At 43.6% G+C, this 13,205-nt stretch carries 12 protein-coding genes and 1 pseudogene; 1 reads left to right on the forward strand and 12 read right to left on the reverse strand.

The features are described from left to right. Positions 1 to 94: 94 nt before the first annotated feature. From AR442_RS20820 to spoVK, 8 genes and pseudogenes are all read right to left on the reverse strand, one after another. The gene (locus tag AR442_RS20820; protein WP_022553307.1) at positions 95 to 349 is read right to left on the reverse strand and encodes an ArpU family phage packaging/lysis transcriptional regulator; all 255 of its coding nucleotides are present in this window, start codon (positions 347 to 349) and stop codon (positions 95 to 97) included. Positions 350 to 369: 20 nt separating this feature from the next. Beyond that, entirely contained in the window at positions 370 to 543 is a 174-nt protein-coding gene (locus AR442_RS20825; protein WP_014417984.1) for an ArpU family phage packaging/lysis transcriptional regulator, read from the reverse strand. Between the two features lie 777 nt (positions 544 to 1,320). Continuing rightward, positions 1,321 to 1,734 (reverse strand): annotated as a pseudogene (locus tag AR442_RS03265) (ERCC4 domain-containing protein). 594 nt (positions 1,735 to 2,328) lie between these two features. Next, entirely contained in the window at positions 2,329 to 3,663 is a 1,335-nt protein-coding gene (gene glnA / locus AR442_RS03275; RefSeq protein ID WP_007410365.1) for a type I glutamate--ammonia ligase, read from the reverse strand. A 57-nt stretch (positions 3,664 to 3,720) separates the two neighbouring features. Next, on the reverse strand, positions 3,721 to 4,125 hold the full coding sequence (gene glnR / locus AR442_RS03280) for a transcriptional repressor GlnR (RefSeq protein WP_007611631.1): 405 nt from the start codon (positions 4,123 to 4,125) through the stop codon (positions 3,721 to 3,723). Positions 4,126 to 4,234: 109 nt separating this feature from the next. Continuing rightward, complete coding sequence (locus AR442_RS03285) at positions 4,235 to 5,500, reverse strand: methionine gamma-lyase family protein (RefSeq protein WP_014417839.1); 1,266 nt, start codon at positions 5,498 to 5,500, stop codon at positions 4,235 to 4,237. Between the two features lie 16 nt (positions 5,501 to 5,516). Then, entirely contained in the window at positions 5,517 to 6,779 is a 1,263-nt protein-coding gene (gene hflX, locus AR442_RS03290) for a GTPase HflX (RefSeq protein WP_053284971.1), read from the reverse strand. Between the two features lie 111 nt (positions 6,780 to 6,890). Further along, positions 6,891 to 7,877, reverse strand: a complete 987-nt coding sequence (gene spoVK, locus AR442_RS03295; RefSeq protein ID WP_053284972.1) for a stage V sporulation protein K — start codon at positions 7,875 to 7,877, stop codon at positions 6,891 to 6,893. Positions 7,878 to 8,183: 306 nt separating this feature from the next. On the opposite strand from spoVK, the gene AR442_RS03305 reads away from it, so the two are divergent. After that, positions 8,184 to 8,942 carry an N-acetylmuramoyl-L-alanine amidase gene (locus AR442_RS03305; RefSeq protein WP_053284973.1) on the forward strand — a complete coding sequence of 253 codons (759 nt, stop codon included), beginning with the start codon at positions 8,184 to 8,186 and terminating at the stop codon, positions 8,940 to 8,942. A 52-nt stretch (positions 8,943 to 8,994) separates the two neighbouring features. Here the strand turns inward: AR442_RS03305 and AR442_RS03310 are convergent, their stop codons facing one another. From AR442_RS03310 to nrdI, 4 genes are read right to left on the reverse strand one after another with little or no spacing between them, the layout of a single operon-like run. Next, positions 8,995 to 9,612 carry a hypothetical protein gene (locus AR442_RS03310; protein WP_017417824.1) on the reverse strand — a complete coding sequence of 206 codons (618 nt, stop codon included), beginning with the start codon at positions 9,610 to 9,612 and terminating at the stop codon, positions 8,995 to 8,997. Positions 9,613 to 9,660: 48 nt separating this feature from the next. Then, positions 9,661 to 10,650 carry a class 1b ribonucleoside-diphosphate reductase subunit beta gene (gene nrdF / locus AR442_RS03315; RefSeq protein ID WP_012117608.1) on the reverse strand — a complete coding sequence of 330 codons (990 nt, stop codon included), beginning with the start codon at positions 10,648 to 10,650 and terminating at the stop codon, positions 9,661 to 9,663. Between the two features lie 17 nt (positions 10,651 to 10,667). Beyond that, positions 10,668 to 12,770: a class 1b ribonucleoside-diphosphate reductase subunit alpha gene (gene nrdE, locus AR442_RS03320; RefSeq protein ID WP_007611605.1), complete on the reverse strand. Its 2,103-nt coding sequence runs from the start codon at positions 12,768 to 12,770 to the stop codon at positions 10,668 to 10,670. Further along, on the reverse strand, positions 12,730 to 13,122 hold the full coding sequence (gene nrdI / locus AR442_RS03325) for a class Ib ribonucleoside-diphosphate reductase assembly flavoprotein NrdI (RefSeq protein WP_014417834.1): 393 nt from the start codon (positions 13,120 to 13,122) through the stop codon (positions 12,730 to 12,732). Before nrdI ends, nrdE begins: the two co-directional genes overlap by 41 nt. Positions 13,123 to 13,205 lie beyond the last annotated feature (83 nt).

Below are 13,205 nucleotides of genomic sequence, written 5' to 3' on the forward strand. Positions count from 1 at the left end.
TATCTGTGAGTGGAGCCACAATATATTCAATTAAGAATATAATAATAGCTATTGAGACTAATATACGATTCATTTGACATTACCACCTTAATAATTAACCATTTCTCCAAGGTACAACAACAGGGGTACCAATTATCCATTTATAAGAAATTCCGTACTTTCCATTATCGGATACTTTTTTTATGGCATACTTACCAGCAAACATTGCCCCTGCAATTGCTCCAGCATATACTGAAATCCCAGGTTCCATATAAATATGGATGTCTTTCGTTTGGCTGGCTGCTAAGGATTTTTTCTCAATGATCATGCGTTCTTCATCATCCAGGCTGTTTTCTAACGCCCTTTCCATCTGCTTAACCTTCAGTTCATTTAATATATGAAAGAATCTCTGATTGAAGGAAACGGGCTGATGCCAGCGTCAACCGATTCCTTTTTATTCTCAAGCTGTACTTTTAATGCTCGATAATCTTTGAGTTCTTTGATCACGATTTTACGGACTGCCTTCAAATCTACTGGATGAAGGAATGAAAGTTGTTCTGTCACACCCGTCCTCCTTTCATAATTAGGCAATGTTTTATTCAATATCAAGTTTATAAAAACCCAAGCGCGTGATTAAATACCTAAAACAAGAACGATAAAATTTACCTAACACGGAATACATAATTTGGAAATAAGATGCCACTGTAAATAATTTTCCAAAGGAGCTGTTTGAGAATGTATCCAGTGTATTACCCTTATTTTGTTCCATATTCAGTTAACCAAGAATTTGATTCATATCGAATTCATGATGAATTCGATCAAAGAAAGTATGAAGGTCGCGTAGGCCAAATTGTTAGAGCCCCTGCAGACACTGAATTTTGGAAAGTTGGTACACGTGTATTTATTCACAGAGTATTCTTTGACTCGCGTGGTAGAGAACATTTATATGTAGTCTATCCAATACAAAACCCTTCAGGACAATGCAGAATAAACGGTGTACAAATCAGCCAACGAAAGTTTGATGGAGTAGCATCCTATAGTGCAATGGAGTAGTTTCTTCTTTCTAGAATAAATTTATTTGACATTTAAACAGAGTTTGCACATGCTCTGCTGTAATATTATAGCCCCTTTATCTTTTTATTAGTTTCATGCTTCTTAATCTTTTCCAATTACAACATTATTTTCCTAAGCATTTCTTCAATTCTTAAAGGGGCCGTATATTTTATTTTTAATAACTAAAACAAACTCACGGTCGGTTCCAATGCACGCAAAATCTCCAAATACAATGTTCCTGACTAATCCCATTACTATTTCCTTCTTTTGATCTTCTTAAGATTTAATTCACACAAGCCCGCCTTTCAACAGTTCCCGGGCCATATAACGAAAGGGGTGGTAAATGTAATTTCCGGTAGCGTAGGTCTGATAAATACCGTTGAAAAATTGTAACGAACTTCAAATGTTTTCAAGCTACCCAGCAACGCTTTCGGTTCATACTTTGAACGATATTTCCCGATGAGAATCTTTTGGTATCCTTCCAGGTCTTCCACCAGAAGAGTGAAAGGATGCCTGGATGCCCGAATCAATTCATTTTCAGAACGGGAGCGGTCTTTTATCGACTGCACCAGCTCGTCCACTCCGTTTTTCCGCAATTGCTGCATTCAAATTTCCTTTGAAATTGATTGCCGCTTTCTTTTTACGGAGATAATCAAGAACATGCTGATTTTTTTGCTCCCTCGTATCCACAATTATGACCATGCTGCCCAGAATTTCTTTTAACTCCGTTTCCGATTAGTTACAGTGAATAATTGTCATGCTTTCTTCCCCTTAAAATACGACATGTCCCCATCATAAATTTCTATGGAAAGCTGGTCCTTTTCCTCGCTCTCAAAGTTTGAAACGGATTCTTTTAGCTCCCTCCAGCCGTTCTCCCAAAAGAGAACGAGTAATTTCATCACTTTCATAACTGATTCAAAATCATGATTGAACCAGTCGTCTATTTTTCTATTAATATCTTGATCAATGCCCATGTAATAATTAATAATTTTATCTATGGTCTGTTTTACACTATGTTCATGATCCGAGTATTCACCTTTCAAATATCGAATAATACAAGAACGACTGGATCATAAAAGTATTCAAGTTACGTCAAATATTTACTCACACATCAGCAAAAAGATTGACAGAGATTCAATGAATAAGTACGAGGACTATATCTCCACACTTATGGAGTAATTTTTTATTGATTTTTTGTGGGTGTTTTGTGGGTGATACTTGATTTATATTAAGATATTAAACTTGTTAAGAAACCAAAAAATCCCCTGACACCAATAGTGCCAAGGGATTGAGAGATTAATACTGAGACATATACTGTTCGCGCTCCCACGGATGAACCTGTGTGCGGAACATATCCCATTCGATTTCTTTTGCTTCGATGAAGTGTTCGAACAGGTGCTCGCCGAGCGCTGCAACCATGACTTCGTTTGATTTGAATTCGTCGAGAGCTTCCGCCAGTGTCGCCGGAAGATCTACGATGCCGTTTTCCATGCGCTCTTCTTTGCTCATGACGTAGATGTTACGGTCAATCGGAGCCGGTGCTTCAAGTTTATTTTTGATTCCGTCAAGGCCTGCTGCAAGCAATACGCTTAACGCCAGGTACGGGTTTGCCGCCGGGTCTACGCTGCGGACTTCAACACGCGTGCTGATGCCGCGGGAAGCCGGGATACGGATCAGCGGGCTTCTGTTTTGCGCGCTCCATGCCACGTAGCAAGGTGCTTCATAGCCCGGAACAAGGCGTTTGTAAGAGTTCACCGTCGGGTTTGTGACAGCCGTAAAGCTTGTCGCGTGTTTTACGATACCGGCAATGAAATGTTTTGCTGTTTCACTCAGCTGAAGATCAGCGTCTTTATCAAAGAATGCGTTAACGCTATCTTTAAAGAGTGATAGGTTGCAGTGCATACCGGAACCGTTTACGCCGAACAGCGGTTTTGGCATGAATGTCGCATGCAGACCGTGTTTGCGGGCGATCGTTTTGACAACCAGTTTGAAAGTTTGGATGTCGTCACAAGAACGGATGGCACCGGCATATTTAAAATCGATTTCGTGCTGACCCGGAGCAACTTCATGGTGAGATGCTTCGATTTCAAAGCCCATTTCTTCAAGCTCAAGCACGATATCGCGGCGGCAGTTTTCTCCCAAGTCAGTCGGAGCCAGGTCGAAGTATCCGCCTTTATCGTTCAATTCAAGCGTCGGTTCGCCTTTTTCATCTAATTTAAACAGGAAGAATTCAGGCTCAGGTCCAAGATTGAAATCGCTGAAACCGAGTTCTTTCATTTCTTTCAGAATCCGTTTGAGGTTGTTACGCGGGTCACCTTCGAACGGCGTGCCGTCCGGATTGTAAATGTCACAGATGAAGCGTGCTACTTTACCTTTTTCAGCCGTCCATGGGAAGATTACAAATGTGTTCAGATCAGGATATAAGTACATATCAGACTCTTCGATACGGACAAAACCTTCGATGGAAGAACCATCGAACATGCATTTATTATCAAGTGCTTTTTCAAGCTGGCTCACAGGAATTTCCACGTTTTTAATCGTTCCGAGAATGTCTGTGAACTGAAGGCGGATATACTTTACGTTTTCCTCATTTACTAATTTTACGATGTCTTCTCTTGTGTACTTTGCCATTTCGTAAAACTCCTCCTCTAAAAGGTAAATGTATATAGCAAAACAGTTGCTAACGGATTAATGAAAGAATCGGGACATGTCACCTTGGCGGAAAGTATTTCCCCGCTGGAAACGGCCTGCCTGCATCAGTTCGTTTTTCAGAAGCTTTCTGAGTTCGTCATCAGACAGATCGTGCTTCATCGGTTTGGCGGTTTTTTCGGATTTTTCTTCCGGTTCGGCAGATGCCTTATCCAGAATTTGTTTGATCCCCGCCATATTGACGCCTTGTTCAATCAGATTTTTGATTTCTAACAGTTTATCTACATCATGGAATGAAAATAATCGTCTATTTCCTTCGCTTCTCGCTGGAAATATCAATCCATTTTCCTCATAATATCGAATTTGCCGGGCAGAAAGTTCTGTTAACTGCATGACAATCCCAATTGGAAATAAAGGCATTGAGCGGCGAATGTTATCACTCATCTCAATTTCCTCCTTTTCTTATCTTAGTCTCATTATAGGTGATGTTATATTTTGTGTCAACACAATGTGAGGAATCTTAACATCAAATTCTTTGAAAATTGCAAACGGCCTAGATCAGCTCTTTTTCCATTAAAGCATTTACAGCGCTGCAAATCGCATTTTTCACGTGCGCGTAGGTTAATCCTCCTTGGACATACGCAACATAAGGCGGTCTGATAGGTCCATCTGCTGATAATTCAATGCTTGCTCCCTGTACGAAAGTGCCCGCTGCCATAATGACATCGTCTTCATATCCCGGCATATAGCTCGGATAAGGCGTCACATGCGCATTAATCGGTGAAGCATATTGTATCGCCTGGCAAAAAGCGATCATCTTTTCAGGGTCCTGAAACTCAACTGATTGAATCAGATCCGTTCTCGGCGCATTCCATGCAGGGTTTGACGTAAAGCCGAGCTTTTCAAGAAAACGGGCGGTAAATACCGCTCCCTTCAAGCTTTGCGCCACTACATGCGGAGCGAGAAAGAAACCTTGATACATTTCCTGCAGTGAATAAAGCGAAGCCCCGGCTTCACTTCCGATTCCCGGGGAGGTCATCCGGTAAGAGCAGGCCTCAATCCACTTGGCTTTCCCTACAAGATAGCCGCCCGTTTTAGCAAGGCCGCCGCCCGGGTTTTTAATCAGGGAGCCGGCCATAAGATCCGCTCCGACGTGGCAGGGTTCCCGCTCTTCTGCAAATTCTCCGTAGCAATTGTCCACAAAAACAATGACATCTTCTTTGATTTCCTTTACGAAACGAATCATCTCTTCAATTTCATTTATTCTGAAAGACGGACGATTCGCATATCCTTTTGAACGCTGGATGCCGATCACTTTTGTATTCGGCCGGATTGCAGCCCGGACCGCTTCAAAGTCCACTCTGCCTTCTGATGTTAAATCGACTGCATTGTATCCGATTTGAAATTCCTTAAGCGAGCCTGAATACTCCCCGCCTCTTACTCCGACGATTTCCTCAAGTGTATCGTAAGGCTTGCCTGTAATATAAAGCAATTCGTCCCCGGGTCTCAGCACACCGAAGAGCGCGATTGAAATCGCATGCGTTCCGGAAATGATTTGCGGCCGCACGAGTCCCGCCTCTCCTCCGAACACATCAGCATAGATCTTCTCCAGTGTATCTCGTCCGATATCGTCATAACCGTATCCGGTTGAAGGCGTAAAATGCGTATCGCTTACTTTATGTTTTCTGTAGCTTTGCAGGACTCTCCATTCATTCCGTTCACTGATTTCTTCTATTCTTTTATGAACGGCGGAGATTTCCGCTTCTGTTTCTTCGGCGGTTTTTTGTAAAAGAGCGCCGTGGGTCAGTGTGTCAAACATGTTGTGTATACCTTCCTTACATGAATTTCTTCAGTTCTCCGAGTATGCTTTGTTCTTCCTGTACATAACCTGAGACTTCGTAGCGTTCATTTTCTTCATTAAAATAAAGGCTGTCGATCATGGTCTCTGATTTGATGCGTGACATCAATTTGCCTTCGGCGGCAGGCATATGAACTTCATACGGCGTCATCAGCTCCCGGCGCAAATAAGCTTCGATTTCCGCTTTTAGTTTTGCTTCATCCCCGGCGATTCTGGCGCTGATCATGATGTGGCCTTCTCCCGCTGTCGGGATGAAGTCAGGAAGTGTCTCATCACGTTTGTTATAAGCGGTCAGCACCGGAATATCATCTGCCTCAAGCTCTTTTAACAGACCGAGGACAGTCTGTTCATGCCCGGCATAATCTTCATTGGATGAATCAATGACATGAATGATCAAGTCTGCTTCCTTCACTTCCTCAAGTGTTGAGCGGAAAGCGGCAATCAGCGTCGTCGGCAGATCCTGAATGAAGCCGACCGTATCAGACAAAAGGATGCTGTAGCCGCTTGGGAGCGCCATCTTTCTCGTCATCGGATCAAGTGTTGCAAACAGCAGATCTTCTTCATAGCTGTCTGAGCTCGTTAATTGATTGAACCATGTTGATTTTCCGGCATTGGTATACCCGACGAGTGCAGCCTGAAGCACGCCGTTCTTTTTTCGTCTCTCCCGATAACGGCTTCTGTGGCGGATAACCGTTGAAAGCTGCACGTTAATTTCGTGTATGCGGTTTCTAATGTGGCGCCGGTCTGTTTCAAGCTTTGTCTCACCGGGCCCTCTCGTCCCGATTCCGCCGCCTTGTCTTGAGAGATTGATTCCTTGTCCGCTCAGACGCGGCAGCGCGTATTGAAGCTGGGCCAATTCGATCTGAAGCTTTCCTTCTCTCGTCTTCGCCCTTTTTGCGAAAATATCCAAAATAAGCTGCGTGCGGTCGATGATCTTCGCTTCAATTGCAGTGGCGAGTGATTTAAGCTGGCTCGGTGACAGTTCATCATTAAAAATGACCAGATCCGCTTCAAGCTCTTCACACAGCGCCTTCAGCTCGTCTACTTTCCCCTTGCCTATATATGTAGCAGCATCCGCTCTGTTCCGTTTTTGCGTAATCCGGGTCAGCACCGTTCCGTCAGCCGTTTTTGTCAATGAAGCAAGCTCTTCCATGGAATGTTCAAAGTGCTCATCTGTCATGTGCGGAAGCTGGCAGCCGACCAAAATGACCGTTTCTTTTTTTCCTTCCTGTTCGTTCAAATGGATGTTCCTTTCTGTGTCGTATTGGGCAGTAGTACTATCATACCAAACCCGCAGGGCGTATACCACACATCCGGCGGGTTTTAAAGAGAGAAATAAAAAAGAGACCCCTCAGACCGGCTGAGAGGTCTTTTCGTGAGCTGCCGTCTCATCTTTTATAAGTAAATCCTGGCTCTTGATCGTCATTAAATCGTTTTTTAAGTATTGGTCTCCCATTAAAAGTCTCATGGCCTGAGCGCGGATCGATTTTTCAATCACGTTTCTGACAAAGCGCCCGTTGCTGAATTTAATGGGGCTTGTCGTGCTTTTCACTGTCATTAAGTAATCTTTTAACTTCCACTCGGCTTCCTGGCTTAATTGATACTCCCGCTCTGCTATCATGCGCTTTGCGATGTCCATCAGCTGAGTGACAGAGTAATCCGGAAAATCGATGCTGATAGGGAAACGCGATTGCAGGCCGGGATTTAATGACAGGAAATGTGTCATTTCTCTCGAGTACCCTGCCAGGATCAGAATAAATTCATGCTGTTTGTCTTCCATATGCTTGACAAGCGTATCAATCGCCTCTTTACCGAAATCCTTTTCTCCGCCCCTTGCAAGTGAGTATGCTTCATCAATGAATAAAATGCCGCCGAGCGATTTTTTAATCAGATCTCTCGTTTTTTGCGCCGTGTGTCCGATGTATTCACCGACCAGATCGGCACGTTCCGCTTCGATCAGATGTCCTTTGGAAAGCACGTTCATTTCGAAGAAAAGCTTGCCGATCAGTCTCGCGACGGTGGTTTTCCCGGTGCCGGGGTTCCCTTTGAACATCATATGAAGAGCTTGTTTTCCGACTTTCAGCCCTTGTTCGGCCCGTTTTTGGTTGACGAATATCCACGCGTAAATTTCTTTAATGTTGCGTTTCATTTCTTCCATACCCACTAATGTGTTCATTTCTTTTTCAATTTCTTTCAGAATGCTGTGCTTGGCTTCATTTTTTTGCAGGGCGGCCTGATATTCCGCCTCAGCTTCCGCATTTGTCAGCACTTGCTTTTGGCCATTAAGAATGATGTTAATTTGTCCGTTATTTTTATAGGTTACAGCGCGCTCCAACATGCTCACCTCTCTGTTCTCTCTTTATCTTACTCATGATGAAGCGGTTCCGTGACATCCGCCTATCATCATGAGACCTGTTTTCCTCTTTATCTGTCACTTTTTCCGTTCTCTTCGGGAATGATGTTGAATCCTGCGCTTTCCCGAGAAATATTTTTCATTTCTTATTGTATTCAGCAGAAACGGGAGGACAAACCATTTATTTTTATTTTCCGGGAAATGTTGGGTATATTTCTCATTTTTTTCATGAATGACAGCCGTACAAGCACCTTTTGAATATCATCATATGCTGTAATGAGGTGATGGAGAATGGTTAAAATTTTTATAGACCCCGGTCATGGCGGAACTGATTCAGGTGCAACCGGAAACGGACTTCAGGAAAAAGCGGTCACGCTGGAGATCGCGCTGGCTTTGCGCACGATTCTGACGAATGAGTATGAAGGAGTTTCTGTCACGATGAGCAGGACAAGCGATAAGACGGTCAGCCTGACGGAAAGAACGGATGCCGCCAACAGCTGGGGCGCAGATTATTTTTTATCCATTCATATTAACTCAGGAGGCGGAACCGGATTCGAAAGCTATATTTACCCCGGTGTCGGAGCGCCGACCTCGACTTACCAATCAGCCGTCCACACGCAAGTGATTCAAGCATCAGGTTTTAATGACCGAGGAAAAAAAACAGCCAACTTCCATGTGCTGCGGGAGACAAGTATGCCGGCGATTTTGACGGAGAATGGTTTTGTTGATACGTCAGCTGATGCAAACAAACTGAAAACAGCCAGTTTTATTGAAAGCCTTGCAAGAGGACATGCCAAGGGCTTGGAGCAAGCTTTCGGTCTAAAAAAAAAGGCTGACTTATATAAAGTGCAAATCGGTGCATTCAAAGTGAAAGCAAATGCTGATGCGCTTGCCGCCGATGCGGTGTCTAAAGGTTTTGACGCGATTGTGCTTCCAAAAGGCGGCTTATTTAAAGTGCAGATCGGCGCATTCTCTTCCAGAGATAATGCTGAAGCGTTGGCAGCACGGGCCGAAAAAGCCGGATTTGATGCCTTCATTGTGCAAGACTAAATGAAAAAACCCCTGCTCTCCCTTTTTTGGGACGAACGGGGGTTTTTTGTTATTAAAGTATATCGGCGACAAACTGAGACCAAGCTTCAAGACGCTGATACACATTTTCCTCTTTCAGTTCGCTCAGTTTCATCCAGCGCCCGGCGATTTGATCTTTTTCTTTCACTTCGACTTGTGCCGCAGACGCTAACTGGAGCGCAGAAAGGATGCCGATATGCACCTTCCCTACATCGTTTTCATCATCATTGATCAGGCCGAGTGTGACAATGTTTTGTTTGTCCTCCTCGCGAATGTACAGTTCTTCCGCTAGCTCCCGGTCGGTATTCTGTTTCAGTACTTCCGAAAATGAAGCCGCCCCTTCCATAGGGTTCATGTGTCCGCCGAAACCGAGAGAAAGCTTATTATGGAGGCGCGATTCCCCTCCGCCCGCAAGCCGTTCATACACAAACACCTCATCATCGCGGCGGATGACGACATACGGAATCGGCTGTTTAAATCGCGGGTCCTCTTCCGCGTCGCCTCTTCTGATTTCAAAAAAATGCGCCTCAATTTGAGCCATAATGTTTACGATACGTTCATCCTCACTGTTGACTCCCTGAAATGTCAGCATTTCGTTTTGAAAGACGTCACTCCGCGGTGCAGCCAAGATGATTTCATCCATTTTATTCATGCCCGTTCCTCCTGTCTTACCTCTCCATTCAAGCCAAAAGAGCAGATATTATATCTGCTCTTCATCTTGGCCAAAATAAAAATCTTCGTCCTTAATCGGTTCTACCGTCGCTTTTTTGTAGCCGTTCCCTTTCATGGAGAAGAAATCATGTGATTTTGTTTTGGTGTTTAATCCGTTTAATACGATCGGATTAATATCCTCTTCTTCAAAGTAAGGATCGAACCCTAAGTTCATCAAAGCTTTATTGGCGTTATAGCGGATGAATTTCTTTACATCGTGTGAGAGTCCGACTTGATCGTACAAGTCCTCTGTATATTCAAGCTCATTTTCATATAACTGATTCAGAAGGTCAATCGCAAATTCACGAAGCTCTGCTTTTTTCTCTTCTGTCTGTTTATTATAAATTTCCTGAGCAAGGAGACCGACATACACGCCGTGAATCGCTTCGTCACGAAGGATCAGGTTAATGATCTCACCGCTTTGCATCAGTTTTCCTTGTCCGTAGAAATATAACGGATAATAGAAACCGCTGTAGAAAAGGAAGCTTTCCAGATAGACGGAAGCAACCATCGCTTTGAACAGTGAAATTTCATCATCTTTTTGAATGGCTTTGTAAAGCCCGACAATCATTTGCGCTTTTTTCTGCAAATATTTATTTTGTTTAACCCATTCAAATACTTCATTAATCGTTTCAGTCGGAGCAAGCGTCATAAAAATATTTGAATATGATTTTGCGTGCACCGCGTTTTCCATCATCGCCATGAAATTAAGAACCGCTTTTCGCTGATGGCCTTCGACGTGCTCGGCCACAATCGGCATGCCCGTGTTCCCCTGCTCTGTATCAAGCAGTGTCAGGCCGGCGAGCACCTTCATGTACGTATCCTGCTCATTTTTACCCAAATACTTCCAAGTGAGAAGATCGCCGTTTAATGCGATCTCTTCCGGAAGCCAAAACTGCTTTACGTTTTGGTTGTAAAACATTTGGGTGAAATCATCTTCATGCTTTGACCAGTTTGCTGCGTCATAAATTTTTGTCACTGTAAACTCTCCTTTAATCAAACGACACAAGAAAGACAGCTGTCCTGCCCGGTATCTTTCGTTCTTGCATAGTAAATGGTTTTGATGCCTCTATGGTGGGCATACAGATCAATACGGTTCAGATCACGAGTTGTCATCGTATCTTTCAAAAACAGGGTAAAGCTGATTCCCTGATCGATATGCTGCTGGATTGTCGCGATCATATCCACCACTTTGAACATGTCCATATCATAAGCTTCTTTGTAGAAGAACCAGTTATTAGACGCTAACCCCGGCATCGGGTAATACGTTTTTGAATTTCCGTATGTTCTTTCTTCGATCCGTTCCATGATCGGCATAACGGACGCCGTGCTGGATTGGACGTAGGAAATGGAGCCTGTCGGCGCGATGCACAGTCTGTAGCTGTGGTACATGCCGTTTTCAGCGACAAACGCCTTCAGCTCTTTCCAGTCTTCGATTGTCGGAATGTGCATGCCTTCAAAGAGCGCAGCGATTTTTTCGTATGCCGGTGAGAACTCTTTTTCGATGTATTTATTGAAATATTCTCCCGTTGCATAAGTGGAGCCTTCATAATGCTCAAACGTTTCGCCTTTTTCTTTCGCAAGCTCAGCTGAACGCTGGATGGAATAAAAGTTCACCATCATAAAGAACGTATTCGCGAAATCTCTTGCTTCCGGGCTTTCATACGCGATGCCGTTTTGGGCCAGGTAGCCGTGAAGGTTCATGGCGCCTAAACCGATTGACTTCATCGCTTTGTTCGCGCGTCTGACTGCCGGCGCGTTGCGGATATCCGTCGTCTCAGATACATGAGTCAGGGAATCCGTCGCGAGTTTCACCGTGCGCTCAATCGATTTATGTTTCATGACATTCAAAATATTTAATGAACCAAGGTTGCAGGAAATGTCCAAGCCGATTTCGTCTTCCTCGTCATAATCTGTGTAAGCCGAAACCTGTGACGCCTGAAGCACTTCAGAGCAAAGGTTCGAGAATTTCACTTTTGATACGTGGTTATTCGCGTGCTCTTTGTTTACGTTATCCTGGAACATAATGTACGGATAACCTGACTCAGAACGGAGAACGGCAAGCTTTTCAAGCAGTTTGCGCGCATTCACTTTTTCTTTTTTGACACGCGGGTTGTCGACAAGCTCTTCATACATCGCCGTCATGTCCATTTCGTCCATATGCTGGCCGTATTCTTTATAAATCGTATGCGGATAGAATACATAAGCCGCTTTATCCTCACGCGCAAGCTCAACGAACTTATCCGGAATGACGACACCGATAGAAAGCGTTTTGACGCGCACATCTTCATCCGCAGAAATCTTTTTCGTATCAAGAAAATCATTGATATCGCGGTGGAAAATATTTAAATACGCCGCGCCTGAGCCTTGTCTTTGGCCCATTTGGTCAGCGTAACGGAACGCATTATCAAGAAGCTTCATGACGCCTACAACACCTTTTGTGGCGTTTTCAACATCTTTAATCGCTTCGCCTTTCGCGCGAAGCTTGGACAGATTAAGAGAAACCCCGCCGCCCAATTTAGACAGCTGCATGGAAATATCGATCGCCCGTGAAATATCGTTTAAGGAATCATTGACTTCGAGCAAGAAGCAGCTCACCAGTTCTCCGCGGCGTTTTCTGCCGGCATTCAAAAATGTCGGTGTACTCGGCTGATATTCCTGATTGATCATCAGGTTTACATATTCTTTTGCTTTCTCAGTGTCGCCGTTTGCGAAGAACAGCGCGACGATTGAGATTCGGTCCTCATAACGCTCGAGAATTCTTTTCTTGTCATTCGTTTTCAAAGCATAGTCATTATAAAATTTAAACGCACTCATGAAGGAAGGAAAACGAAACTTCTTTGCGTAAGCTGTCTTAAACACTTCTTTAATGTCTTCAAAAGAGTAAAGGCTTAAGAATTCCTCTTCGTAGTATTGGTTTTCAATCAAATAATCCAGCTTCTCTTTTAAATCGTGAAAGTAAACTGTGTTTTGATTGATATAGTCAACAAAATAGCTATGTACAGCCTCTTTATCTTTATCAAACTGGAATTTTCCATCTTGTTGGATCATGATTTCGTTATTTAACTGGATCCATTTTGGCACTTGATTTTGTGACAAGTCTTTCTACCTCCTGAGTAAACAATTCAACGTCTTTAGATGTGCCGCTGAGTTCAAATTTGTGCAAGATCGGCACCTGATATTGTCTTGAAATGGTATCGGCGCTTTTTGCAAAGTTATCGCCCCATACTTTGTTGCCGCTCGCAGCGACTCCTAATAAGAGATGGGCGTATTTTTCGAGAAATGATTGTGTTGATGCCGGTACCTGGCCGAAGTTTGTCGTGTAGGTGACCAAAACAAACGGAGTGTCCACGTGGTCCGTTTCGTCCACCTTGCGGATCAGCTGGAAGTCTGTTTTATTCACAAAACGCTGAACATTCCCTGTCTTTGAATCAAATATGATTTGAACCATCCTTATCACGACCTATCAAAAATAATGAATCTCTTAACACTATATATAGTATACTAACCTCTCAGAAAAACACAACATATTGA

Origin of the sequence: Bacillus velezensis, assembly GCF_001461825.1 — a bacterium.
Classification (GTDB): domain Bacteria; phylum Bacillota; class Bacilli; order Bacillales; family Bacillaceae; genus Bacillus; species Bacillus velezensis.

What these genes read in the sequence shown, in the direction of transcription:
- AR442_RS20820 (WP_022553307.1), bottom strand. Translation starts at nt 349, where the DNA reads ATGGAAAGGGCGTTAGAAAACAGCCTGGATGATGAAGAACGCATGATC.
- glnA (WP_007410365.1), bottom strand. Translation starts at nt 3,663, where the DNA reads ATGGCAAAGTACACAAGAGAAGACATCGTAAAATTAGTAAATGAGGAA.
- glnR (WP_007611631.1), bottom strand. Translation starts at nt 4,125, where the DNA reads ATGAGTGATAACATTCGCCGCTCAATGCCTTTATTTCCAATTGGGATT.
- AR442_RS03285 (WP_014417839.1), bottom strand. Translation starts at nt 5,500, where the DNA reads ATGTTTGACACACTGACCCACGGCGCTCTTTTACAAAAAACCGCCGAA.
- spoVK (WP_053284972.1), bottom strand. Translation starts at nt 7,877, where the DNA reads ATGTTGGAGCGCGCTGTAACCTATAAAAATAACGGACAAATTAACATC.
- AR442_RS03305 (WP_053284973.1), top strand. Translation starts at nt 8,184, where the DNA reads ATGGTTAAAATTTTTATAGACCCCGGTCATGGCGGAACTGATTCAGGT.
- AR442_RS03310 (WP_017417824.1), bottom strand. Translation starts at nt 9,612, where the DNA reads ATGAATAAAATGGATGAAATCATCTTGGCTGCACCGCGGAGTGACGTC.
- nrdI (WP_014417834.1), bottom strand. Translation starts at nt 13,122, where the DNA reads ATGGTTCAAATCATATTTGATTCAAAGACAGGGAATGTTCAGCGTTTT.